Genomic DNA, 22,498 nt, shown 5'->3' on the forward strand with positions numbered 1-22,498 from the left:
TTCACCGGCTTCCCTTCACGGGGCCGATCGACAGGCCCTGCTTGTAGTTGAGAACCACATCCACGGCGCGCGCATCCTGCCCCACCGCGATCACCACGTCCCTGTAATCAGGCTTGTAGCTGAAGATGGTCAGGTGCGGATTGCGGGAAAAACCGCCGCCGTCGCTCCAGCCCGACTTGCCGTCGCCGTCGAGATCGTGGCGCACCGCCACCGCATAATTACCCGCCTTGGGCAGGCCGACGCACACTTCCATCGGTCCGCCCGACGCGACGGGCAGGTCGATACGCTTCAGCTTGCGGCCCTTGGCAAGGAAGTCCGCCGGATTGTCGCCATAAATCTGAACGCGGAGCACGCCCGAGCGCTGCTTGAACCCGTCGACGCGCACCAGCACGGCCGGCTCACCGCCGCGATCGCAGATCGCCGCGTCCGGCCCGATGGGCCGCGCATAAGCGCCGGCGGCCGACGCGGCGAGCGTCAGCGCGAGCGATGCGGCGGCAATAGCGAATTTCGACATGACCAAGCGACTCCTGGAAGCTATAGCCGAGCCACGGCCCGGCGCTATACGCGCCCCCATGCCGTGCTAGATCGGCTGCGTTTGCGGCCAAAACATGGTCGCGAGGCGTCGAAATCCTGAAAATGCTGACTGCGACCGACCGCTACCTCGCCAGATTGATCGCGCTGCCCCTTTTGGGGACGCTGACCGTGTCGGCGATGCTGCTGCTTCTGGAAAAGATGCTCCGCCTGTTCGATTTCGTCGCGCAGGAAGGCGGGCCGGTCAGCGTCGTCTGGAAAATGCTCGCCAATCTGCTCCCCGAATATCTTTCGCTCGGCATCCCGATCGGCCTGATGCTGGGCATTTTGCTGGCTTTCCGCCAGATCGCACTGTCGTCGGAGCTGGACGTGATGCGCGCGCTGGGGCTCAGCTACAACCGGCTGCTCCGCGTGCCCTATCTCTTCGCGATCGGGCTGGCGCTGGTCAATCTCGCGATCGTCGGCTTCATCCAGCCCTATGCCCGCTACAAATATGAAGGGCTGCAGTTCGAGCTGCGGTCGGGCGCGCTCGGCGCGTCGATCAAGGTCGGCGAATTCGCCAAGCTGGGCAGCAAGATGACGATGCGTGTCGAACAGAGCCGCGACAACGGCACGATGCTGACCGGCGTGTTCGTGCGCGCCAAGGGCAATGACGGCAAGCAACTGGCGGTCACTGCCGAGCATGGTCGCTTCCTTGCCACCGACGATCCCGACACGATCATCCTGCGCCTTGCCAACGGCACGCTCGTCCACGACGCGCCGGGCTTCAAGACTCCCCGAATCCTGAGCTTCACCTCGCACGACCTGCCGATCGACCTGCCCAAGATCGAGGCATTCCGCAGACGCGGGCAAGGCGACCGCGAGCTGACCATTCCGGAGCTCGCGCGCATCGGCCATGCGCCAGAAGCGTCGGTCGAGACGCGCAACGAAAGCCGCGCCAATTTCCATTTCCGCATCGTCGAGGTGGCGATGATGCTGCTGTTGCCGCTCCTCGCGGTCGCGCTCGCCATTCCGCCCAAGCGATCGGCGTCGGCGCTCGGCGTCTTCCTGTCGATCGTGATGGTGGTGACTTATCACAAGGTCAACGAATATGGCGAAGCCGTGGGCTCGCTCGGCCGCATCGACCCGATCGTCGCGCTGTGGGGACCGTTCCTCATCTTCGCCGCGATCATCCTGTGGATGTATTATCAGGTCGCCTTCGTCCCCGGCGGCCAGCCGATCGGCGCGCTCGAACGCGTCTTCGCCAAGGCCGGCGCCGCCGTCCGTCGCTGGCTGAAGATCGGCCGCCGCAAGACCCCCGCAACGGCCTGACGCAGATGCAGTTCTTCGCTTCCCGCACCGCCACTTTCTACATGGGGCGCCTGTTCCTCACCCGCACCTTCGCGGTGCTGGCGGCGCTCGTCCTCGTCCTGCTCGCGCTCGACCTGCTTGGCGAATCGGGCGACATCCTTGCCTACAAGGGCAATGGCGAGGCGCAGCTCTGGTACTATGCCAGCCTGCGCGCGCCGCAGATCGTGGCGCGCTTCCTGCCTTTCTCGGTGCTGCTCGGCACGCTGATCACGCTGACCACGCTCAACCAGAATAGCGAGATCATCGCGATGAAGGCGTCGGGCATGTCCGCTCACCAGATTCTCGCGCCGCTGATCGTCGCGAGCCTTGGCGTCGCTGCCGTCTCCTTCACCTTCAACGATCGCATCGTCTCGCGCGCCACGGCGACGCTGACGCGCTGGCAGGGCGTTGATTATGGGCCGCTGCCCCGAGGCGAAGGCGTGCTCACCAACATATGGGCGCGGCAGGGCGACGACCTGATCCACGCCGACATCGTCTCAGGCCGGGGCAGCGCGACGCATCTGCAGGAAGTCACCGTCTATGACCGTAACGGCGGCGTGCTGCGCAGCATCGTGTCGGGCAAGGATGCGCGGCCGGCCGGCGGCGCCTGGCAGCTGACCGAGGCCAGCCGCTTCGACGTCGCAAGCGGGACGGTCAGCGATCTGGGCACCACCAGCGTCGCACAGGGCGTGCGCCCCGATCAGTTCACCCTCGCCGATGTCGATGCCGACAGCCTGTCCTTCGCCGGCCTCAAGTCGGCGATCGACGATCTCAAGGCGGCCGGGCGTCCCACCTCTTCGCTTGAGGCCGGATTGTGGCACAAGATATCCGGTCCGCTCTCGTCGGTGTTGATGCCGCTGCTCGGCGCGGTCGCGGGCTTCGGCCTCGCACGATCGGGCAAGCTGTTCGTCCGTGCGGTCACCGGCATGATGCTGGGCTTCGCCTATTTCGTCGCTGACAATTTCGCGCTCGCCATGGGCAATCTTGGCGCTTACCCGCCGCTGCTCGCCGCCTGGGCGCCTTTCCTGCTCTTCCTGCTGATCGGCGAGACCGTGCTCGTCCGCACCGAGGAATGAGCGAACCCCATATCGCCCGCAAGGATGTCGCCAAGGGCGCCGGCCTCGCCGCGCTCTCGCGCATGGGTGCGCTGATCGAGGTCGTCTCGCAGCCCGCCTATACGTGGATGTTCGGCATCGCGACCTATGGCGTCTACACGGTGCTCTGGGCGCTGGTGAACATCATCGAGAATGTCATCGACCTGTCGATGACGCAGGCGCTGCAGCGCGTCGTGCCGCAATGGAGCAACGAGCAGGCCCATGCCGCCGTCCGCTTCTCGCTGATGGTCTCGGTGCTGCCCGCCTGCGGACTCGCCCTGCTCGCGACGATCTTCGCCGGCCAGCTCGCGCCTTTCATCCATGCCGATGCGGCGGACCGCCACACGCTGGAAACCGCGATCGCGCTTTTCGCCTGGGCGCTGCCGCTGTGGACCTTCGTCGAGGTCGCGACATCGGCCGCGCGCGCCAAGCGCGCCTTCGGCCCGGAGATTCGCCTGCGCATCTTCTGGGAACAGGTGGCGCGCCTGATCTTCGCGACGATCCTGTTCTTCGCGGGGATGCACAGCCTCGGCCTGCTCGTCGCGCATCTCGCCTCGCTCACCGTCACGGCCCTGCTCTCGATGCGGCTGCTGGCGCGCTATTATGATCCGAAGCTGCTGCTCACCGCGCCGGCCGACGCCAAGCTCCGCCGCGAGCTGCTGATCACCGGCTTCGCGCTGCTGCCCACCGCGATCGCGCGGCGGCTGTTCATCGATCTGCCGCCGATCATCCTCAACATGATGCTGCCCGGCGCGCGCGGCGCGACTGCGGCCGGCCTGTTCGGCATCGCGCGCAAGATCGGTACGATCCCGCTGATCGTGCGCCAGGCGTTCCAATATGTGCTCGCCCCCCTCGCCTCGGCGCAGGCGGCGGCGGACCGCGCCGGGATCGCGCCGCTCTACGCCTTCGCCACCCGGCTTTCGGTCGCGGTCGTCGTGCCCCTGTCGGCGCTGCTCATCCTGATCGGGCGCGACATATTGAGCCTGTTCGCGCCCGAGGCGATGGCCGCGCTGCCGCTGCTCGTCATCCTCGTCTTCGGGCGCGGGCTGGAAACGATCGTCGGCCCCGCGACTCCGGTGATCGAGATGATCGGCCACCGCGCGCTGCCGCTGGTCAACACCGTCGCGGGCTTCGCCGCCTGGGCGCTCGTCGGCTGGTGGCTGATCCCCGGCCAGGGCGCCGTCGGCATGGCGATCGCGGTCAGCATCGGCACCGTGCTCGTCGCCTGGATGGCCAGCCTCGAGCTCAGGATCAGCGACGGGCTCAGGGTGTTCGATCGCGGCACCTGGCGCGCGCTGGGCGCGGGCGTGCTTTCGGTGCTGTTCCTCGCCGCGCTCGGCTTCATCACCTTGCCTGCGCCGGTGCGCGCGACGATGCTGCTGATCGCCTTCTTCCCCGCCTTGTGGTTCGGGCTGCGCATGGGGCTGGGCCGCGAGGACCGGCTGGCGCTCGGCAAGGTCGGCAAGCGCCTGCGGCTTGCCTGACCCCCGTCATTGCGAGCGGAGCGAAGCAATCCAGTACGATGCCGGGCGTATGGACTGGATTGCTTCGCTCCGCTCGCAATGACGGACATGGGCAAATCGTCCCACCCCGCTTGCCCTGCCCGGATTGTGGCATCATATCCCGATCAAGGCCGCAAAAGTGCCGCATTGCCTGTCCAGTGAGGCGGCATCGAATATGAGGACATTATCGTGAAAGCTGTCGACGCACAGGGCGCTGGCTTCTGGAAGAAGTCGCACCATCTCGATCGCATGACCTTGCGGGAACTGTGGATCGCCTATTTCCAGTATCCCGCGATCATCGCCTATATCCTGCTCGCCATCGCCGCGATCGGCCTGTGGGCGTGGCATCCCGCGAGCCTGCTCCAGACCGTCGCGTCGATCGTCGTCGCGATGCTGGCCTATCCGCTCGCCTGGTATCTGATCCACCGCTACGTCCTGCACAGCAACTGGATGTTCAAGGTGCCCGCGCTCGCCTCGACCTGGAAGCGCATCCACTATGATCATCATCAGGATCCGAACCATCTCGAGGTGCTGTTCGGCGCGCTGCACACCACCGTGCCCACGATCGTGCTGGTCACGGCGCCTGTCGGCTATCTGATCGGCGGGATCGGCGGCGCCGCGATCGCGACGGCCACGGGCATGCTCACCACCTGCTTCTACGAGTTCTGCCACTGCATCCAGCATCTCTCGTACAAGCCGAAGAGCAAGTGGATCGCGATGATGAAGCAGCATCACATGATGCACCACTTCCACGACGAAGATGGCAATTACGGCATCACCACCTTCTTCTGGGACAAGCTGTTCGGCACTTATTATTCGCGCTCGGGCGAGCGGAAGAAGAGCCCGACCGTCTTCAACCTCGGCTACACGACCGAGGTGGCGGAACGTTATCCGCAGGTCGCGCGCCTCTCGGGCGGCGTCGCCACGGGTCACCCGCGCTACCGCGAAAACCAGAAATAACGGTTCGCCCTCGCGGCCGGGTTCGCTCCGTTCGAGCCGGGCCTGTCGAAGCCTTCACTTTCCTTTTCGCCGGCGAAGAAGGATAGGGCTTCGACAGGCTCAGCCCGAACCGCGATGGAACGTCGCCGCCAGAACGGAATATCACCGCGCATGACCAGCCCGCTCAGCATCACGCCCGCCGACGACAAGGCCGGCCGCGCCGCCTTCGTCGATTTCGCCTTCAGCCATTATGCGAACGATCCCAATTGGGTGCCTCCGCTGCGCGGCGAGGCGATCGGGGTCATCACGCCGGGCAAGAATCCCTTCTTCGAACATGCCGATGTGCAGCTCTTCCTCGCCCGTCGCGACGGGCGCGTGGTCGGCCGCATCGCCGCGCATATCGACAGGCTCGCGCTCGCCCAGCCCGCCGAACAGGGCATGGGGCCCGGCACCGGCTTCTGGGGCTTCCTCGACGCCGAAAACGAGGCCGATGCCCATGCGCTGATCGCGACCGCCGAGGCGTGGCTGCGCGGCAAGGGCATGACGCGCGTCCTCGGCCCCGTCAGCCTTTCGATCTGGGAAGAGCCCGGCCTGCTCGTCGACGGCTTCGATCATCCGCCGACGGTGATGATGGGCCATGCCGATCCGCGCTATCGCGGCTGGATCGAAAGCGCGGGCTACGCCACCGCCAAGCGCCTGTTCACCTATGAGCTGGACATCAGCAAGCAATTCCCGCCGCTCATCCAGCGCATCGTCGCGGCCGGCGAGAAGAACCCGCGCATCCGCATCCGCCCCGTCGACAAGAAGAAGTTCGATCAGGAAGCCGCGACCATCCTCGGCATCCTCAACGATGCCTGGGGCGACAATTGGGGCTTCGTGCCGATCACCGACAGCGAGATCGCCTTCACCGGCAAGAAGCTGAAGCCGATCGTGTTCGAGGACCTGATCATGGTCGCCGAGGTCGAGGGCGAGCCCGTCGCCTTCATGATGACGCTTCCCGACCTCAACGAGCCGGTGAAGCCGCTCAACGGCTCGCTGCTGCCCTTCGGCTGGGCGAAGCTGCTGCTGTGGCTGCGCAAGCCTCGGGTGAAGACGATGCGCGTGCCGCTGATGGGCGTGGTCAAGCGCCTGCAGGCCTCGCGCCTCGCCAGCCAGCTCGCCTTCATGATGATCGAGAATATCCGCCGCGCCTCGGTGGCCAACTATGGCGCGACGCGGGGCGAGATCGGCTGGATTCTCGAGGACAATCAGGGAATGGTCGCGATCGCCGACGCGATCGACAGCCACATCAACAAGGAATATGTGATCTACGAGAAGGCGCTGTAGGGCGCACGGGCGCCCCGGCCCCTCCCGTCATCGCCGCGAAGGCGGGAGCGTGCAAGCGGCCCGTCTGCCGGCCGGGCTAGCCTTACATTGCGGCGACGATCGGGCGGTTGGCCACACCCCAGCCATCCCCGCGTTAAAGAGAATAATCGATCTTGGGCTCCCGCGCGGAGACCCACCACGTTCTGCCGGCTACGCCGCCCCCCAACGCCCCAAACAGCGCCAACCAATAACTGTCCGGTTCGCCTCCTCTCGGCAGCACGAAGATGAGGATCGGAATGGCAAAGCCGGCAACAATTCCTGCGCCAATATAAGCGGCAGCGGATTCCCGCTTTTTCCGGCTCAGTATCCACGTCAACGGCAGCCCGATAAAAAGGGCTGCTCCAAGCACAAGCACGGTCGACACAATGAGTAGAACGGCCGCGAACACAAGCAGCACCCTCCAATCGCTCCTTCCGTCCACGCCAGATGACTGCAGCCCGACCGCCAACAGAATAACGACCCACAGCGTTGGGGCGGCGCCCGCCACCGATCCATAAATCACAGATTTGGCGAACGGCCACATAAGCCCATTTCAAGCACGGGTCCGCGACTATCGCAATGCGGCCCAATCACCTAAACCTGTCCTACAGCCGCCGCACGATGCTAGGCTCGCGTCCGGCCCAATCCGCTCCGCTCTTTGACATCGCTGCCGCTCGGACGTTGAGAGAACCGCTCCAGCCTCTCAACTTTGTCAACTTCCAGGGACGGAAATCGCGCTTTTCCGCCATTCCCTACAGCAACCATCGTCACGCTGCGCACCTCGTCATTGCGAGCGCAGCGAAGCAATCCAGCTTCGCGCCGGGCATCGTCTGGATTGCTTCGCTGCGCTCGCAATGACGATGATGGAGGAAAAGCCCGCCCCGCCGCCTATGGCGCCCCGGCCGGCTTGAGGCGAACCTCGTAGAGCATCGGCCAGTTCTTGCCCGTCACGAACAGGCGGCCGCGCTTCGCGTCATAGGCGATGCCGTTCGCCACGGCTTCGGACGAACTCATATTCTTCTCGGCGAGCGGGGTGATGTCGATCCACCCCTTCACCTTGCCCGTCGCGGGGTCGATGCGCGCGATCAGGCTGGTGTACCAGATGTTCGCGTAAATCTCGCCGCGCACCCACTCCAGCTCGTTGATATTCTTGATCGGCGATCCCTCGGCCGTCACCTGCACGCGCCGCCGGACCTTGAGCGTCCTGGGGTCGAGGAAGCGGAGATAGGGCGTGCCGTCGCTCATCACGATCTCGCGCGGCGATCTGGTTAGCCCCCACCCCTCGCCGGGGTAGCGAAACTCCCCGCGCTTCGCGAGGCCGGGGAGCGACCAGCGGAAGCCCACACCCGTCTGCCAGGTCAGGCTGATCAGCTCGTTGTCCCAGTCGACAATGCCTTCGCCGAACAGGCGCGGCGGCAGCGCGATCGATCGGATCACCTTGCCGTCGGCCATGCGCACCTGCCGGATCTCCGACCGCCCTTCCAGCCCGGTGCTTTCGTAGAAAAATCCGTCGCGGAAGAAGAGGCCTTCGGTGAAGGCGCGGCGATCATGCGGATAGGCGTTGACCACATCGACCTTCTGCACCGGCAGCGCGGCAGCGATCGGCGTGGCGAAAGCGAGGGCGGCAAACGCCAGAAGACGCAGCCTCACCGCAGGCTGATCCACACCGGCGTATGGTCGCTTGCTTTCTCGCGCCCGCGATAGGCCTTGTCGATCCCGGCATCGGTCAGCCGGTCCGCAGCCTCGGGGCTCAGCAGCAGATGATCGATGCGGAAGCCCGCGTCGCGCTGCCACGCCCCCGCCTGATAGTCCCAGAAGGTGTAGGCGGCGCCTTCGGGCTGGCGCGCGCGGATCGCATCAGTCCAGCCGCGCGACAACAGGCGGCGGAAGGCCTGCTGGCTTTCGGGTTGCATCAGCGCATCGTCCGCCATCGCCCGGACGGAGAATGTGTCGTCATGCGTCGAAGTGGGGATGACGTTATAGTCGCCTGCGATCACCACCGGCTGCTCGGTGGCCATCAGCGCCTCGGCATGCGCGTAGAGCCGCTCCATCCAGCCGAGCTTGTAATCGAATTTCGGCCCCGGCTGCGGATTGCCGTTGGGCAGGTAGATGCAGACGATGGTGACGCCGTCGACGACGGCCTGGATATAGCGGCTCTGCTCGTCGCTCTCGTCGCCGGGCAGCCCGCGCGCCGCCTCGACCGGATCGGCCCCGCGCGCGAGGATCGCGACGCCGTTGAACCCCTTCTGCCCATGCCACACCGCGCCATAGCCGGCGGCGCGGATATCGGCCTCGGGAAAGGTCTCGTCGCTGCTTTTCAGCTCTTGAAGACAGACGACATCGGGCCTGCGTTCCTCGAGATACTCGATCAGCCGCGGCAGGCGCGCCTTGATCCCGTTCACATTATAGGTCGCGATCAGCATCGCCCGCTCATGCCCGAGACGATGGCCGGACGCCAGAGGGGGGGGCGATCGGCCAGCGAAGGATATGGTAGTGATGATAAGATATCATGTCGGCAGACACGAGAGGCATGAGCATGCACAAGCTGATGATCGGAATGGCCCTATTGGGGGTGCTGGCGTCGCCAGCTGCGGCGATAACCACAGCCGAGCTGCCCAAGGGCACCGTGCTTCTGACCGGCCCGACGTTTCGCGATTTCGTCGTCGGTCTCTCGATAAGCTCCGGCGATCTTCTTACAATTGGGTTCTATCCAGATGGTGAGATCGTCGCAAACCACGCCGGATTCACCTCCTCGATAACGACGGGACGCTACAAAATATTCTGGGATCGCGTCTGTTCTGATCAAATCTCGATCAGCCCTTGCCTCTTCGTCGCGCAAGTCCCGAACGGACAATATCTCATCGGGATGATCCCCAACGGCGAGAAGGTCAAAGCCGTCCACTGGAGTCCTTGGAAAATCTCGAAATCCGGAGCGCGCCCTCAGCCCAAGGCGACCGCGCAGCGTACACCCTCAACTCCATCCACACGGATCGCTCAGCAGAGTCAGGCTTATGCGACTGCGCGCATTCAACGAAAAGCACTGGTGAACAGTCGCTGGACCGCGCCTATCTGCCGGCTCAACTCCATTGAACAATGCTGGATTCCGGAGGAGAGACGGCGGCGCTAAGCGAACGCCCTAACGTTCAGACCGAGAAGCTCGATCCGCAGCCGCAGCCGGAGGCCGCATTGGGGTTTTCGACCTTGAAGGCCGCCCCGCCCAGATTTTCGACATAGTCGACCTGCGCGCCACGCACGAGATCGAGGCTGATCGAATCGACGACCAGCGTCACCCCGTCGCGCTCGACGGCGAGATCGTCGTCCTCGATCGTGTCGGCGAGGCCAAAGCGATATTGAAAGCCCGAGCAACCGCCGCCATCGACCGCAAGCCGCAAAATGGCAGGCTTGCCCTGGCGCGCGGCGATCGCCGCGACACGCGCGGCGGCGGAACTGGTGATGTCCATCTGGGCTGCTTCGGTCACGGTCGCGAGATAGGTAGCGTCGCGACGACCGGCAAGATGCTTATTCTTCGATCGGGCCGCCCTGAGCGAGCTGCGCGCCTTCCGAGGTGCGGTTGACCGCATAGCGGACGTCGGCGGTCTCGAGGAAGGGGATCGGGTTGACGGCGCGGCCGTCGAGGCGGACCTCGTAGTGGAGGTGCGGGCCGGTCGAACGGCCGGTCGAACCCATGCGGGCGATCAGGTCGCCGCGCTTCACGCGGGTGCCCTCGGCGACGAGGATCTGCGAGAGGTGGCCGTAGCGCGTCTGGATGCCGCGGCCATGGTTGAGCTCGACGAGGTTGCCATAGCCGCCGGCACGGCCCGCGCGCTCGACCACGCCATCGGCGGTCGCGTAGATCGGAGTGCCCGTCGCGCCGGGAATATCCACGCCGGCATGCATCGCGGCGCTGTGACGGAACGGATCCGAACGGACGCCGAAATAGCTGGAGAAGTTGACGTCGTTGACGGGCTTGCGCGAGGGCACGGCCATCACGCCCTGTTCCTTGCGGTCGGCGCGGGTCCACGACATGAACAGCGCCTTGAACTGGGGATCGCCGTCGTTGCTGACGGTGCGGGTGTCGACCTGCTCGAAGGGACCACCCTCGGCGGCGGTGGTCGCCTTGGCGGCGACGGCGGCCTGCGGAGCGGCATTGGCGGCGCCGGCAAATCCGATGACGAGGAGCGTGGCGGCGGCGAAGCGCGCGATGCCAGCGGCGGTCTTGCTGAGTGCGACCATCTTGAACATGCGACCTTTTCTCGCGCGCCGACGCGAGCCGACACGTGGTTTTGTTTGTCGACGGTAGCGGTAATGCCCCCCGCACCGAACGGAACCATGTCTGTCCGGAGGGGTTAATGAGATCAACACAAAGTGGGCGATCGCGCGTTGGACCGCTTGGTGGGTGCGGTGAGTCGTTGAACCATGGATGAACGGAGCGCCACGGCGCCGCGAATCATAATATTACATTTAGCTATTAGGCCGCGTCGGCGCGCCTCGAATCGGGGCGCGGATCAGGCCGTGGCGGCGGCGAGAACGGCCTCGGCATGGCCGGCGACCTTCACCCTGCGCCAGATTCTGGCGATCCGCCCTTCGGCGTCGATCAGGAAGGTCGTGCGTTCGATCCCCATATATTTGCGGCCGTAGAGGCTCTTCTCCACCCACACGCCATAGGCTTCGCACAGCGCGCCTTCGGGATCGCTGGCGAGCGCTACCTTCAGATCATGCTTGGCGACGAACTTGGCGTGCGACTTCACGCTGTCCTTCGACGCGCCGAGAATATCCACGCCGGCCGCAGCGAAGCGATCGGCAAGCGCCGAGAAATCCAGCGCCTCGCGCGTGCAGCCGCTCGTATCGTCCTTGGGGTAGAAATAGAGGACGAGCTTGCGACCCCGATAGTCGGAAATGCGGCCGGTGCCGCCATCTTCGGTCTCGAACGCCACGTCGGGCGCGGCCTGGCCTTCCTCGATCATCCGTTTCGTTCCTCATGCCGCGCGACGATTCGCGCCCATTGGGCGCCGACGCTCTGCCGCGCCCGGTCATAAGCCGCAAGCAGTTCGCTCCAGTCGCCATAGCCGCAGGCGCGCGCGACCAGCGCCTGCGATGCCGGCGCGGGATCGTTGCCGGCAAGGCGCAGCGTCACCAGCAGCCGGGTCAGCATGTCATGCGCCTCCCCGAAGCCCGGATCGAGATATCCAGCGGCGACCAGCCCCGCGATCGCATCGGGCAGAAAAGGCGAGAAGCCGATCCGATGCTCGAGCTGGGCGACATGGACACAGAATTCGAGATCGACGAGGCCGCCCGTCACCAGCTTGGCGTCGAGCGGGCCGAAGGGCGGCTTGTGCTTCGCGATGTCGGACCGCATGCGGATCGCGTCGGCATCGACCACGTCCGGATCGCGCGGGCGCGCCAGCGTTTCATCGACGATCGCCTGCGCGGCGGCGCGTGCGGCGGGCGATCCGAACACCGGCCGTGCGCGGGTGAGTGCCATATGCTCCCATGTCCACGCCTGCTCGCTTTCATATTGCGAGAAGCTGTCGAGCGAGACGGCTAGCAACCCTTGCGCGCCCGACGGGCGCAGTCGCGTGTCGACTTCATAGAGCGGCCCGGCGGCCGTTGCGACCGACAGCGCGGCGCTCACTCGCTGAGCGAGGCGGTTGTAGTAGAGCGTCGCCTCCAGCGGCCGCCGCCCGTCCGACATGCCGGTGAAATCGCCGGTGAACAGATAGATGAGGTCGAGGTCCGATGCATGGGTGAGCATGCCGCCGCCGAAGCGTCCGAGCGCGAGCACGACCAGCTCGCTGTCGGGGACGCGACCGTGCGCCGCCTCGAACTCCGCGACGGCGGCCCCGCCCAAAACGTTCAGCGCCGCCTCCGCGACGCGCGCATAGCCGGCCGCGACGTCGAGCGGATCGGAAAGCCCGGCGATGAGCTGGACGCCGAGCGCGAAGCGCTTCTCGTTGACGCGCCGCCGGGTACGATCGAGCACCGCCTGATAATCGTCGCCCGCCTCCCCCGCCGCAAAGGCCGCAGCGAGCGCATCGACATCTCCGGGAAGCGCGAGCGCGCTCGCGTCGATCAGCCCGTCGAGCAGTTCGGGGCGGCGGCCGAGCAGTTCGGCCAGCGTCGGCGCGTGGCTCAATATCTCGGCCAGCATCCGCATCAGCGCCGGGCGCGCCTCGATCAGCCGGAAGAAGTTGATCGCGCTCGGCAGCCCCGCGACCATCCGATCGAAACTGTTGATCGCGGCCTCGGGATCGGGCGCGGCGCCGAACGCTTCGACCAGCGCAGGCAGCACGGCCTCCAGCGCGGCGCGCGCGGTTTCGCTGCGCAAGGCCCGCAATGTCCCGTCGCGCCAGTGCGTGATTCGCGCTGCTGCGGCATCGCCGGTGAAGCCGGCCTGCGCCAGCGCCTCGCCCAGCCCCGCGCGATCGCGCGGCAGGCGCCGGTCGCTGCGATCGTCGAGCGCGTCATAGATGCGTCCCACCGCCTCGACATGCGGGGCAAGCAGCGCGATCAGCGCCCCGCCATCGGCCAGCCCGTGCAGGCGCGCGACATTGTCGAGCGCATCGCCCTTGTCCGGCAGCGCATGCGTCTGCCGGTCGTCGACCATCTGCAGGCGATGCTCGATCGTCCGGAACAGCCGATAGGCTTCGGCCAGCCGCGCCGCGTCGACGGCGTCGATCCGTCCCGCGTCGGCCAGCGCCTTAAGCGCCGGCAGTGTCGCCCCGGCACGCAGCGAGGCATCGCGCCCGCCATGGATGAGCTGATGTATCTGCGCGAAGAATTCGACCTCGCGAATGCCGCCGCGCCCGCGTTTCAGGTCATAGCCGGGGCCGAAATGCTGGCCCTGTGCATAATGATCGCGGATCCGCCCCGACATCGCCCTGATCTCGTCGATCGCACTGAAATCGAGATTGCGACGCCACACGAAGGATCGGATCGCATCGAGGAAGGACTGGCCGAGCGCCTTGTCCCCCGCGCAGGCGCGTGCGCGGATGAAGGCAGCGCGCTCCCATGTCCGCGCGCTCGATTCATAGTAACCGATCGCCGCTTCGTAAGGCAGCACGATAGGCGTGACTTCGGGCGTCGGCCGCAGCCGCAGATCGACGCGGAAGACATGCCCGTCGCCATCGCGCGCCTGCAACAGTTCGACGACGCGCCGGCCAAAACGGACCGCGCCCTCGCCCACATCCTCGCGCGCCAGATGCGGCAGCGTCGCGGGATCGAAGAGCAGGATCGGATCGATGTCCGACGAGAAGTTGAGCTCGCGGCTGCCATGCTTGCCAAGCGCGATCACCGCGAATCCCGCGACCGGCGCATCGGGCACGCGCTCGGTTATGGCGGCTGAAATCGCATCGTCGAGCGAGCGATCGGCGAGATCGGACAAACCCTCGACCACCGCCTCGAACGGCAGCGCTCCTGCAAGATCGCCGACGGCAAGCGCGAGCATCACCCCTTCGCGCCGTCGCCTCAGCCGCCGCGCCACGGGCGCATCGGGCTCGTCATCCGCCCAGGCCAGCGCCAGCGCTTCGTTGATCCTCGCCCCCGCAAGCAACGCGGCAAGATCGGGCCGTCGCCCAAGCGCGTGGCGCAGGAAGGGCGCATGCGCGTCTGCGCGCGCAATTGCGTCCTCAAAGGATGTTTTCGACAAGCTCTCCATATCGGGGCTTTGGACCGGACGCCGTGCGCGTTCAATGCCCGGCTTCGTCCGATCGGATGACAACGCTTTCATGTGCCCGAAAGCAACTGCTTGGCCCCCCGCGCGTTCTGAGGGGCATGAGCAGGATCAACCAGAACGTGGCGCGGGCGGCCCATATGGTCAGGGTACGCGCCTCGACGCAGGCCGGGGTCGGCAATGCGCTGCGCAAGGCCTATGACGGCCAGCGCGACGGGTCGCTGCCTGCCGATCTGATGGAGTTGCTCGCCAAGCTCAGATAAGGCGCGGGCGGGCGGCAATCATCGAAGACGATCGGGAAGCCTCGCCGGGATCGGCGCGGCCTCCTGATCAATCGTCCTCGCTCTCGTCGCCTTCGTCGACACGGCCGACTGCGCCGTGGCTGAGATCGTTCACCTCGTCCATGATCGAATCGAGCACGCTGCGCCCGCCATTTTCCGGGCCTTGCCGGCGTGACGGGAGCGAGCCGTCGTTGAGCAACGCCTCGAGCGCGACGCGGCCGCGCGCGACGCGGCTCTTGATCGTGCCGACGGCGACGCCGCAAATCTCTGCCGCTTCCTCATAGGCGAATCCGCCCGCGCCGACGAGGATCAGCGCCTCGCGCTGGGGTTGCGGCAGGTGCATCAGCGCGCGCTGCATGTCGGCCAGCTCTATCTGCTTGTCCTGCCCCGCAGGTGCGGCCAGGATGCGTTCGGCGGTCAGATCGTCCCACTCGCCACGAAAGCGGGCGCGGCGCATCTGCGAGAGATAAAGATTGCGCAGGATGATGAAGGTCCACGCGCGCATGTTGGTGCCGGCCTGGAAGCGCTTGCGCGCTGCCCATGCCTTCATCAGCGTCTCCTGGACGAGATCGTCGGCAAGATCGCGATTGCCCGACAACGAGCGCCCGAAGGCGCGGAGATGCGGGATGACGAGGCCGATCTCGGCCTTGAACTCGTCATCCGACAACGTCTCGTGCTGCACGGGTTCGGCATCCGTCGAAGCCACAGTCATCGGCGCATCCGGTTCGCTGTCGCGCGCGGCGGATGAAAACATGCCGCGCTCAGACCAGCACCACGGCCAGCATCGCGACGATCGCGAGCGCCAGCGAGGCGATCAGAACATAGCGCACCACATGCGGCGTGCTTCCCGCGCGCGCCTGCTGCGCGCTGCGATGAATTTCCCGACCTGACATGACCCATCCCATCTATCGTTATGAGAGGCCAACGAGCCGCACGCTTGCGAGTTCCATCCGTCACGCAGCCGGAACGGTTTCCCGATCGAAGAACAGCGCCTGCGCGATGGCGGCCTTCACCGTCGCGCGCTGGAAGGGCTTGGTGATGAGGAAGGTGGGTTCGGGCCGCTCGCCGGTCAGCAGCCTTTCGGGGAAAGCGGTGATGAAGATCACCGGCACGCTGAATTCGGAGAGGATATCCTTCACCGCATCGATGCCCGAACTGTCGTCGGCAAGCTGGATGTCGGCAAGCACGAGGCCCGGCCGCTCGGCGCGCGCCTCCGCCACCGCCTCGTCGCGGGTCACGGCGATTGCGGTCACCTCATGGCCCAGATCGCGGACGATCGTCTCGAGATCCATCGCGATCAGCGGTTCGTCCTCGATGATCAGCACCTTGGACCGCGTCTGCCGCTCAATCTCCGCCAACGCGTCAGAAACGAGCGCCTCGATTTCCTCGGGCGTCGTGTCGATCAGATAGGCCGCATCCTCGGGTGTGAAGCCTTCCATGGCCGTCAGCAGCAGCGCCTGGCGCGGCAGCGGCGTCATCTGGCCCAGCCGCGCGCGGGCGATATCCTCGTTCGCGTCGTCGCCAAGGGCGATCGGGCGTTCGTCGGGATTGGCCGACGTCCAGATCACCTGAAAGGTGCGATAGAGGCCAAGCCGCGGATCGACGTCGCGGGGGAACTGGTCGGGCGCCTCGACGATCGCCTCGAGCGCCGCCTTCACATAGGAATCGCCCTGCGGCTGGCTGCCCGTGAGCGCGCGCGCATAGCGGCGAAGGAACGGCAGATGCGGCGCCAATTGCTGACCAAGCGACATATAAAACGGCTCTCCTCGTCGAACCCATTCAACCCCGAAGTGCGGCAACACTGTCACAGTTCGGCACGCGCTTGATCAAAGCGCGTTTGGCATGGAACAAACAATCCCGAATTTGGTTTCATCGCAACGATCCTGCGCGCGAGTCCCCATGCTCTTACCATCGCAGGACTGAGGCGATGATGAGAAAAACGGTTGAAAAGCGTTGAATCAGATGCTTGACGCAGAACGGGTTGATAGGGGGAGTGCCTTGGCTTCGGACAGCGTGAAAAAAGGCACGACTCCACGCGGCAAGGGACGGCGACGGGATGATGAAAGCGCGAACGGCAGCGTCGGTCGTGCGTTGCGGACCGTCTATCAGCAGACCGTCGACGAGACGGTTCCTGACGACATGCTGGAGCTTCTGCGCAAGCTCGGCTGAGCGATCGTCGTGAATGCGCCGCTCGACTCCGAGGCGACCGCGGATATGTCGGACCGGCTGGCGCGGCTTTCGACCGGCGCCAAGATGTTCGCCCTGCTCAGCCTCGCGCTCTTTCCGCTCGGGCTGATCCTTTTTCTCGCTTCGCTCCAGACCAATCGCAACGTCGATCTCGAACGCCGCTCCGCCCTGCGCGTGGCGGTCAGCGAAAGCGCTCGGCGGCTCGGCGCCGAAATCGCCGTCGATACCGGAACGCTGCGCGGGGCCACGGAATTGCTGGCGCGCGGCGAAGCACCCGAAATTGCGTGCGGGCGCGTGCGCGACACGCTGTCGACGGCGAGCGGCGAGCCCACCGCTTTCGTGATATCCGGTCCCGACGGCCGCGCACTGTGCGGAACGCCGGGCGTCGCCGCGCCGCCGCCGCGCATGACCGAGGCCGACAGCAATCAGGATGTCGCGATCGACACGCAAAAGGCGTTGCTGCGGATCGACCTGCCCCCGGCGGGGGGCTATCGCGCATCGGCGATCTACCCGCGCGAACAGCTGGCGCGCATTGCGGCGCCCGCCGATTTCGCGGCGGGCTACCGTCTCGATATCGGATCGGGGCCGCAGTTCATCCCGCTGATCGACACGTTTCGCGCGGGCGCGTTCGAACGTACAGCGACGATGACCGTCGCGGTGCCGCGCATCGGCGCGTCGCTGACGATGGAGGTCCACGCCGCGCCTTTCACCTCGTCGCAGATGCTGACGATGCTGATGCCGATCCTGATGTGGGCCTCGGCCGCGGCGATCGGCTGGCTTGTGGTCGATCGGATGCTGCTGCGTCCGCTGGGCGAGTTGCGCCGGGCGATCGCATCCTATCAGCCCGGCCTGCCCTTCGGCGCCGGACGCCGGCTGACCACGCCCGCCCGCGAGATTCGCGAACTGGGCGAAACTTTCCGTACGATCACCGAGACGGTGGCGGCGCACGAAGCCGAGCTGGCGCTGGGCCTCAGCCGCCAGACCCGGCTGACGCGCGAAGTGCATCACCGCGTGAAGAACAATCTCCAGGTCATCGCCAGCCTGATCAGCCTTCATGCGCGATCGGCCAGGTCGACCGAGGCCGCGAACGCCTATGCCTCGATCCAGCGCCGCGTCGATGCGCTCGCCGTGGTCCACCGCAACCATTATGCCGAGCTGGAGGAAAATCGCGGCATCCCCCTCCGCTCGCTGCTGGGCGAACTTGCGGCCAATCTGCGCGCCACCGCCCCCTCGACGGGCGGCCCGCTCCACATCCACATCGAGGCCGCACCTTATTACGTCACGCAGGATGTGGCGGTTGCGCTTGCCTTTATCGTTACCGAGCTTGTCGAGCTTTCGATGCTGGGCGGCCCTGCGATGCCGATCGTCATCCGGGTCGGGGACGGCGATGAAGGCGGTCGCAGTCGTCTTACCGTTCGCTCCGAAGCATTGGCCGGCCGCCATGCAGACAGCAAGCTCAAGCAGAAATATGCCCGCATTCTCGAAGGCCTGGCGCGGCAGCTCCGCTCGTCGCTTGTCTTCGACGCCAGCGAAGGCAGCTACAGCCTGGGCTTCGCCAATAGCGGAATCGAATGAGGCGACGGCATTTCGATGCCCGAACGGAAAATTGCCCGCCGCTAAAAATATTCCGAAATCGATGGAACCCGTGCGCGGGAAGCACGTTGTGCTGTTCGGATAGTGACCTTTGCCCCCCCGCTCTCGCTATCCAAGACACGGGCCCGAAACAGCCGAATTCCCCCCCTCGGCGTTTCGGGCCCAATATTTTTTCCGGCCTTTTTATCGATCCTTGCGGTTGAGGAACGAAACCTCGACTTCGCGCATTTCTTTCCGGCGCGCGCCGTCGGGCGTGCAACGAATGGGAGACAAGTTATGCTTCGCAAGTTGATGACCGCCGCCGTGATTGCGGGCGCCATTGCGGTTTCCGCATGCAACACCGTGTCCGGCGCCGGCGACGATCTGAAGTCGGCCAGCAAGACGACCAAGGACGCGATCAACAAATAAGCGCTTCAGCGCTCGCCGCCGCCGGCCCCGGTTCTTGCCCAGGCCGGCGGCGCTTTCGTGCTCCCCGCCAACCGATAGAAATCGGCGATCCGGTCGAGCGCCAGCCCCAGCACCAGCTTGCCCGCGCGCGCCGGCCAGCCCAGTCCGCGCTCCGCCCCCGCCAGCCCCTCGCCCGCGCAGATCACGCGCCAGGCGATGTCGCTCAATCCGGGGCCCGCCGCATCGACCGCCGCCTCGAAGCGCCGCTTGGCGCTGATCTGGGCGATCGTCGCGGCCGCCGGATCGAAGCCGGAGCGCCGGCCGCCCACCGCGGCCGTCGGCGACCAGTTCATCGCCACGCGCGGCGCCAGCCCGGCGCGCTCCCAGTCGGCGCGCAGCAGCTCGCCGGCATCGAGCTGGCGCGTGCTGATATGCCCGCGCGCATGCAGCCAGGTCAGCGGCGATTCGGCGAGGTTGACGGTGACGCTGCGCCGCTCGCGCTTCCCCGCCCCGGTCGTCCCCCGCCCGCTTTTCGCGCCGCCGTCCGCGCGCATGCCACGCTCCACCAATTTCACGCCGGTCGCCATCGTCGCCTCCTTGCCCGTCGAGCGACTCTATTGCCTTAACGGCAATATTGTAGGAAAGAGAAAAACCGATATGGTTATACGGAGCACATCATGATCACCGCCATCCGCGAAGTGCGCCGCGCCAAGGGGCTGACCCTCGCCGAAGTCGGCGCGCGCTGCGATCCGCCGACCACCGCGCAGACGATCGGCCGGCTGGAGACGGGCACGCGCACCGTGTCGGTGGGCTGGCTCAATCGTATCGCTAAGGCGCTGGGCGTCGACGCCGCCGATCTCGTCACTCTCCCCGACCGCCCCGATATCCCCGTGGCGGCGATCCTCGGCCATGACGGGGCGCACGCCCCGCGCGCCGAGGCGCGTGTGATCCCGCCCCAGCCCGCCCCTGCGCTGATTGCGGTGATCGTCGAGAGCGGCGCCGGTGACTATCGCGCCGGCGACGAAATCTGGTGCGAGCGCCTCGGCCCTGAAACCTTTGCCGGCGCGCTCAACCGCGATGTGCTCGTGCCGCGCCCCGCCGGGCGCTTCGCCTTCGGCCGGCTCATCGGCCGCGACGACGGCAAGCTCCACCTCCTGCCGCCAGGTGCTGGCGCGCGCCAGCAGGTGATCGCCGATCCCCCCTGGCTCGCGCGCGCCGTGAAGCTGGTGAGGCAGCTATAGACGAACGCGCGTCCGTTCGCGTGTCGCCGGTGTTTTTGCGCTGAATAGCAGGCCGCGCGCCGGGAAGCCCGCCTCGCGCCTGTCGTCGAGACCGAACATCCCGCCCCGGCACGATATCGAGGAGAAGAAATCCGGGCTTCGTCCCCTCAATCACCCCGTCATTGGCACGCCAGAGTGCCTGCCGTGGCCAATGACCCCGTCATTGGCACGCCAGGCACTCGTCATAGTCCTTCGCCTCGACCTCGATCTGCTTGAGATCGATGGTGTTGTCGGCCTCGACGCCACCCGCAAAGCCCGCGCGCTGCACTGACTTGGAGCGGAGATAGTAGAGCGACTTGATGCCCAGTTCCCACGCACGGAAGTGAAGCATCAGCAGATCCCACTTCTCGACGTCGGCCGGGATGAACAGGTTCAGCGACTGCGCCTGATCGATATAAGGCGCGCGGTCGCCGGCCAGTTCCAGGATCCAGCGCTGGTCGATCTCGAAGCTGGTCTTGTATGTGTCCTTCTCTTCCTGGCTCAGGAAATCGAGATGCTGGACCGACCCGCCCTTCTCGAGGATCGTGTTCCACACCGCGTCGCTGTTCTTCGATTTCTCGGAAAGCAGCTTTTCCAGATAGGGATTCCTGATCGAGAAGCTGCCCGACAGCGTCTTGTGCGTGTAGATGTTGGCCGGGATCGGCTCGATGCACGCCGAGGTGCCGCCGCAGATGATCGAGATCGACGCGGTCGGCGCGATCGCCATCTTGCAGCTGAAACGCTCCATCACCCCGCGATCGGCGGCGTCGGGGCACGGCCCGCGCTCGACCGCCAGATGCATCGAGGCTTCGTTCACCTGCGCCGAGATGTGCTTGAAGACCTTGAGGTTCCAGCTTTTCGCCATCGCACCCTCGAAGGGCAGGCCGCGCGCCTGGAGGAAGCTGTGGAAGCCCATCACGCCGAGGCCGACCGAGCGTTCGCGGCTGGCCGAATAGGCGGCGCGCTCCATCCCCGGCTCGGCGCGCTCGATATAGTCCGACAGGACGTTGTCGAGGAAGCGCATGACATCCTCGATGAACTGCTTGTCGCCGTTCCACTGGTCCCACGTCTCGAGGTTGAGCGACGACAGGCAGCAGACGGCCGTGCGGTCATTGCCCAGATGATCACGTCCCGTGGGCAGCGTGATTTCCGAGCAGAGGTTCGAGGTCGAGACCTTCAGCCCCAGCTCGCGATGATGCTTGGGCATCGTGTTGTTCACCTTGTCGATGAACACGATATAGGGCTCGCCCGTCGCCAGCCGGGTTTCGACCAGCTTCTGGAACAGCGCGCGCGCATCGACCTTGCCGCGCTCCGATCCGTCCTTGGGGCTGGTGAGCGTCCATTCGGCGCCGTCGCGCACCGCCTCCATGAACGCATCGGTGATGAGCACGCCATGATGGAGGTTGAGCGCCTTGCGGTTGAAGTCGCCCGACGGCTTGCGGATCTCGAGGAACTCCTCGATCTCGGGATGCGAGATGTCGAGATAGCAGGCGGCCGATCCGCGACGCAGCGAACCCTGCGAAATCGCCAGCGTCAGCGAATCCATCACGCGGACGAAGGGAATGATGCCGCTGGTCTTGCCGTTGAGGCCCACGGGCTCGCCGATGCCGCGCACGCCGCCCCAATAGGTGCCGATGCCGCCGCCGCGCGAGGCGAGCCAGACATTCTCGTTCCAGGTGTCGACGATGCCGTTGAGGCTGTCGGACACTGAGTTGAGGTAGCAGGAAATGGGCAGGCCGCGCCCGGTGCCGCCGTTCGAGAGAACGGGCGTGGCGGGCATGAACCACAGCTTCGAGATATAGTCGTAGATGCGCTGGGCGTGCGCGGCATCGTCGGCATAGGCCGAAGCGACGCGGACGAAGAGATCCTGATAGGATTCGCCCGGCAGCAGATAGCGGTCCTTCAGCGTCTCCTTGCCGAAATCGGTCAGCAGCGCATCGCGGCTGTGATCGACATCGACCGGAAAGGGGCGCGGACGCACTTCCTTCGACCCGCCTTCGGCAGGCGCGGCTTCGGCCTCGGCCGCCTTGGCGGCGATGGCTTCGAGTTCGGTTGTGCTCACGTCGTTCGCGCTTCCCTGCGTATCTCTGAAATCCACGTCCGACCCCCGCTCGTTCACTATCCGTTCGACTCGGGGGCGAACCCCCATCCTATCACCCAAGAGGCGGGAACGGGGTGCGAAAATCGCCTAATCCCCGCTTTCCACAGGGCAAAGGCAGCTGGCACGCGATATGGGGTCGCATGCATCAAACCACTAGCCCTTGGGTTTTGCTCCCCGGCTCAACACCATTGATAGTGTCACAACCGCCGCGAGACGCAAGACCGTAAATGACGGATTGAAGACTCGGTTCATCGCCACAGGGATTCGTTTCACCGCACCCCA

At 65.8% G+C, this 22,498-nt stretch carries 24 protein-coding genes; 11 read left to right on the forward strand and 13 right to left on the reverse strand.

Annotated features, from left to right (window positions below; translation table 11 throughout):
* Position 1: 1 nt before the first annotated feature.
* Positions 2 to 514, reverse strand: a complete 513-nt coding sequence (locus AC3WT0_RS04035) for a DUF2141 domain-containing protein (protein WP_492751668.1) — start codon at positions 512 to 514, stop codon at positions 2 to 4.
* 122 nt (positions 515 to 636) lie between these two features.
* Here AC3WT0_RS04035 and lptF point away from each other — a divergent pair, with 122 nt between their 5' ends.
* The 5 genes from lptF to AC3WT0_RS04060 all read left to right on the forward strand — a co-directional run bounded on the left by lptF (position 637) and on the right by AC3WT0_RS04060 (position 6,721).
* A complete protein-coding gene (lptF, locus tag AC3WT0_RS04040; RefSeq protein ID WP_492751669.1) occupies positions 637 to 1,842 on the forward strand; it encodes an LPS export ABC transporter permease LptF in 1,206 nt (401 codons plus the stop codon).
* A gap of 5 nt (positions 1,843 to 1,847) precedes the next feature.
* Positions 1,848 to 2,936: an LPS export ABC transporter permease LptG gene (gene lptG, locus AC3WT0_RS04045; protein ID WP_492751671.1), complete on the forward strand. Its 1,089-nt coding sequence runs from the start codon at positions 1,848 to 1,850 to the stop codon at positions 2,934 to 2,936.
* On the forward strand, positions 2,933 to 4,438 hold the full coding sequence (locus AC3WT0_RS04050; protein WP_492751673.1) for a lipopolysaccharide biosynthesis protein: 1,506 nt from the start codon (positions 2,933 to 2,935) through the stop codon (positions 4,436 to 4,438). Before lptG ends, AC3WT0_RS04050 begins: the two co-directional genes overlap by 4 nt.
* 207 nt (positions 4,439 to 4,645) lie before the next feature.
* Positions 4,646 to 5,416 (forward strand): sterol desaturase family protein, encoded by a 771-nt coding sequence (locus AC3WT0_RS04055; RefSeq protein WP_492751674.1) that lies wholly within the window; start codon positions 4,646 to 4,648, stop codon positions 5,414 to 5,416.
* A 150-nt stretch (positions 5,417 to 5,566) separates the two neighbouring features.
* Positions 5,567 to 6,721 carry an N-acetyltransferase gene (locus AC3WT0_RS04060; protein WP_492751675.1) on the forward strand — a complete coding sequence of 385 codons (1,155 nt, stop codon included), beginning with the start codon at positions 5,567 to 5,569 and terminating at the stop codon, positions 6,719 to 6,721.
* A 133-nt stretch (positions 6,722 to 6,854) separates the two neighbouring features.
* Here AC3WT0_RS04060 and AC3WT0_RS04065 read toward each other — a convergent pair whose 3' ends face one another.
* The 3 genes from AC3WT0_RS04065 to xth form a co-directional block, all read right to left on the reverse strand.
* A complete protein-coding gene (locus AC3WT0_RS04065; protein WP_492751676.1) occupies positions 6,855 to 7,283 on the reverse strand; it encodes a hypothetical protein in 429 nt (142 codons plus the stop codon).
* Positions 7,284 to 7,627: 344 nt separating this feature from the next.
* Entirely contained in the window at positions 7,628 to 8,389 is a 762-nt protein-coding gene (locus AC3WT0_RS04070) for a glutaminyl-peptide cyclotransferase (protein WP_492751677.1), read from the reverse strand.
* Positions 8,386 to 9,162, reverse strand: a complete 777-nt coding sequence (gene xth, locus AC3WT0_RS04075; protein ID WP_492751678.1) for an exodeoxyribonuclease III — start codon at positions 9,160 to 9,162, stop codon at positions 8,386 to 8,388. Before xth ends, AC3WT0_RS04070 begins: the two co-directional genes overlap by 4 nt.
* Before the next feature lie 113 nt (positions 9,163 to 9,275).
* Here xth and AC3WT0_RS04080 point away from each other — a divergent pair, with 113 nt between their 5' ends.
* Positions 9,276 to 9,866: a hypothetical protein gene (locus AC3WT0_RS04080; protein ID WP_492751680.1), complete on the forward strand. Its 591-nt coding sequence runs from the start codon at positions 9,276 to 9,278 to the stop codon at positions 9,864 to 9,866.
* A gap of 16 nt (positions 9,867 to 9,882) precedes the next feature.
* On the opposite strand, the gene erpA is transcribed toward AC3WT0_RS04080, so the two are convergent.
* The 4 genes from erpA to glnE form a co-directional block, all read right to left on the reverse strand.
* Positions 9,883 to 10,200 (reverse strand): iron-sulfur cluster insertion protein ErpA, encoded by a 318-nt coding sequence (gene erpA / locus AC3WT0_RS04085; RefSeq protein WP_492751682.1) that lies wholly within the window; start codon positions 10,198 to 10,200, stop codon positions 9,883 to 9,885.
* A 58-nt stretch (positions 10,201 to 10,258) separates the two neighbouring features.
* The gene (locus AC3WT0_RS04090) at positions 10,259 to 10,981 is read right to left on the reverse strand and encodes a M23 family metallopeptidase (RefSeq protein WP_492751684.1); all 723 of its coding nucleotides are present in this window, start codon (positions 10,979 to 10,981) and stop codon (positions 10,259 to 10,261) included.
* Between the two features lie 263 nt (positions 10,982 to 11,244).
* A complete protein-coding gene (locus AC3WT0_RS04095; protein ID WP_492751685.1) occupies positions 11,245 to 11,703 on the reverse strand; it encodes a peroxiredoxin in 459 nt (152 codons plus the stop codon).
* On the reverse strand, positions 11,700 to 14,393 hold the full coding sequence (gene glnE / locus AC3WT0_RS04100; protein WP_492751687.1) for a bifunctional [glutamate--ammonia ligase]-adenylyl-L-tyrosine phosphorylase/[glutamate--ammonia-ligase] adenylyltransferase: 2,694 nt from the start codon (positions 14,391 to 14,393) through the stop codon (positions 11,700 to 11,702). The genes AC3WT0_RS04095 and glnE overlap by 4 nt, the downstream gene beginning before the upstream one ends.
* Positions 14,394 to 14,509: 116 nt before the next feature.
* Here glnE and AC3WT0_RS04105 point away from each other — a divergent pair, with 116 nt between their 5' ends.
* Complete coding sequence (locus tag AC3WT0_RS04105; RefSeq protein WP_492751689.1) at positions 14,510 to 14,671, forward strand: hypothetical protein; 162 nt, start codon at positions 14,510 to 14,512, stop codon at positions 14,669 to 14,671.
* Between the two features lie 67 nt (positions 14,672 to 14,738).
* On the opposite strand, the gene AC3WT0_RS04110 is transcribed toward AC3WT0_RS04105, so the two are convergent.
* The 3 genes from AC3WT0_RS04110 to AC3WT0_RS04120 are packed head-to-tail and all read right to left on the reverse strand — an operon-like array spanning position 14,739 to position 16,440.
* A complete protein-coding gene (locus AC3WT0_RS04110) occupies positions 14,739 to 15,401 on the reverse strand; it encodes a sigma-70 family RNA polymerase sigma factor (protein ID WP_492751690.1) in 663 nt (220 codons plus the stop codon).
* Between the two features lie 49 nt (positions 15,402 to 15,450).
* Complete coding sequence (locus AC3WT0_RS04115) at positions 15,451 to 15,582, reverse strand: hypothetical protein (RefSeq protein ID WP_492751692.1); 132 nt, start codon at positions 15,580 to 15,582, stop codon at positions 15,451 to 15,453.
* 60 nt (positions 15,583 to 15,642) lie between these two features.
* Complete coding sequence (locus tag AC3WT0_RS04120; RefSeq protein WP_492751694.1) at positions 15,643 to 16,440, reverse strand: response regulator; 798 nt, start codon at positions 16,438 to 16,440, stop codon at positions 15,643 to 15,645.
* A gap of 247 nt (positions 16,441 to 16,687) precedes the next feature.
* On the opposite strand from AC3WT0_RS04120, the gene AC3WT0_RS04125 reads away from it, so the two are divergent.
* The 3 genes from AC3WT0_RS04125 (at position 16,688) to AC3WT0_RS04135 (ending at position 18,877) form a co-directional block, all read left to right on the forward strand.
* On the forward strand, positions 16,688 to 16,858 hold the full coding sequence (locus tag AC3WT0_RS04125; protein WP_492751696.1) for a NepR family anti-sigma factor: 171 nt from the start codon (positions 16,688 to 16,690) through the stop codon (positions 16,856 to 16,858).
* Positions 16,859 to 16,903: 45 nt separating this feature from the next.
* Positions 16,904 to 18,451 carry a sensor histidine kinase gene (locus AC3WT0_RS04130; protein WP_492751698.1) on the forward strand — a complete coding sequence of 516 codons (1,548 nt, stop codon included), beginning with the start codon at positions 16,904 to 16,906 and terminating at the stop codon, positions 18,449 to 18,451.
* Between the two features lie 294 nt (positions 18,452 to 18,745).
* Positions 18,746 to 18,877 carry an entericidin A/B family lipoprotein gene (locus AC3WT0_RS04135; protein ID WP_492751700.1) on the forward strand — a complete coding sequence of 44 codons (132 nt, stop codon included), beginning with the start codon at positions 18,746 to 18,748 and terminating at the stop codon, positions 18,875 to 18,877.
* Positions 18,878 to 18,882: 5 nt separating this feature from the next.
* Here AC3WT0_RS04135 and AC3WT0_RS04140 read toward each other — a convergent pair whose 3' ends face one another.
* Positions 18,883 to 19,443, reverse strand: a complete 561-nt coding sequence (locus AC3WT0_RS04140) for a DUF6456 domain-containing protein (RefSeq protein WP_492751701.1) — start codon at positions 19,441 to 19,443, stop codon at positions 18,883 to 18,885.
* 90 nt (positions 19,444 to 19,533) lie between these two features.
* On the opposite strand from AC3WT0_RS04140, the gene AC3WT0_RS04145 reads away from it, so the two are divergent.
* A complete protein-coding gene (locus AC3WT0_RS04145; RefSeq protein ID WP_492751702.1) occupies positions 19,534 to 20,097 on the forward strand; it encodes a helix-turn-helix domain-containing protein in 564 nt (187 codons plus the stop codon).
* A gap of 199 nt (positions 20,098 to 20,296) precedes the next feature.
* Here the strand turns inward: AC3WT0_RS04145 and AC3WT0_RS04150 are convergent, their stop codons facing one another.
* Positions 20,297 to 22,264 (reverse strand): ribonucleoside-diphosphate reductase subunit alpha, encoded by a 1,968-nt coding sequence (locus tag AC3WT0_RS04150; protein ID WP_492751704.1) that lies wholly within the window; start codon positions 22,262 to 22,264, stop codon positions 20,297 to 20,299.
* Positions 22,265 to 22,498: the final 234 nt, after the last annotated feature.

The sequence above is a fragment of the Sphingomonas sp. EU05-FHT14C10 genome (assembly GCF_058790595.1).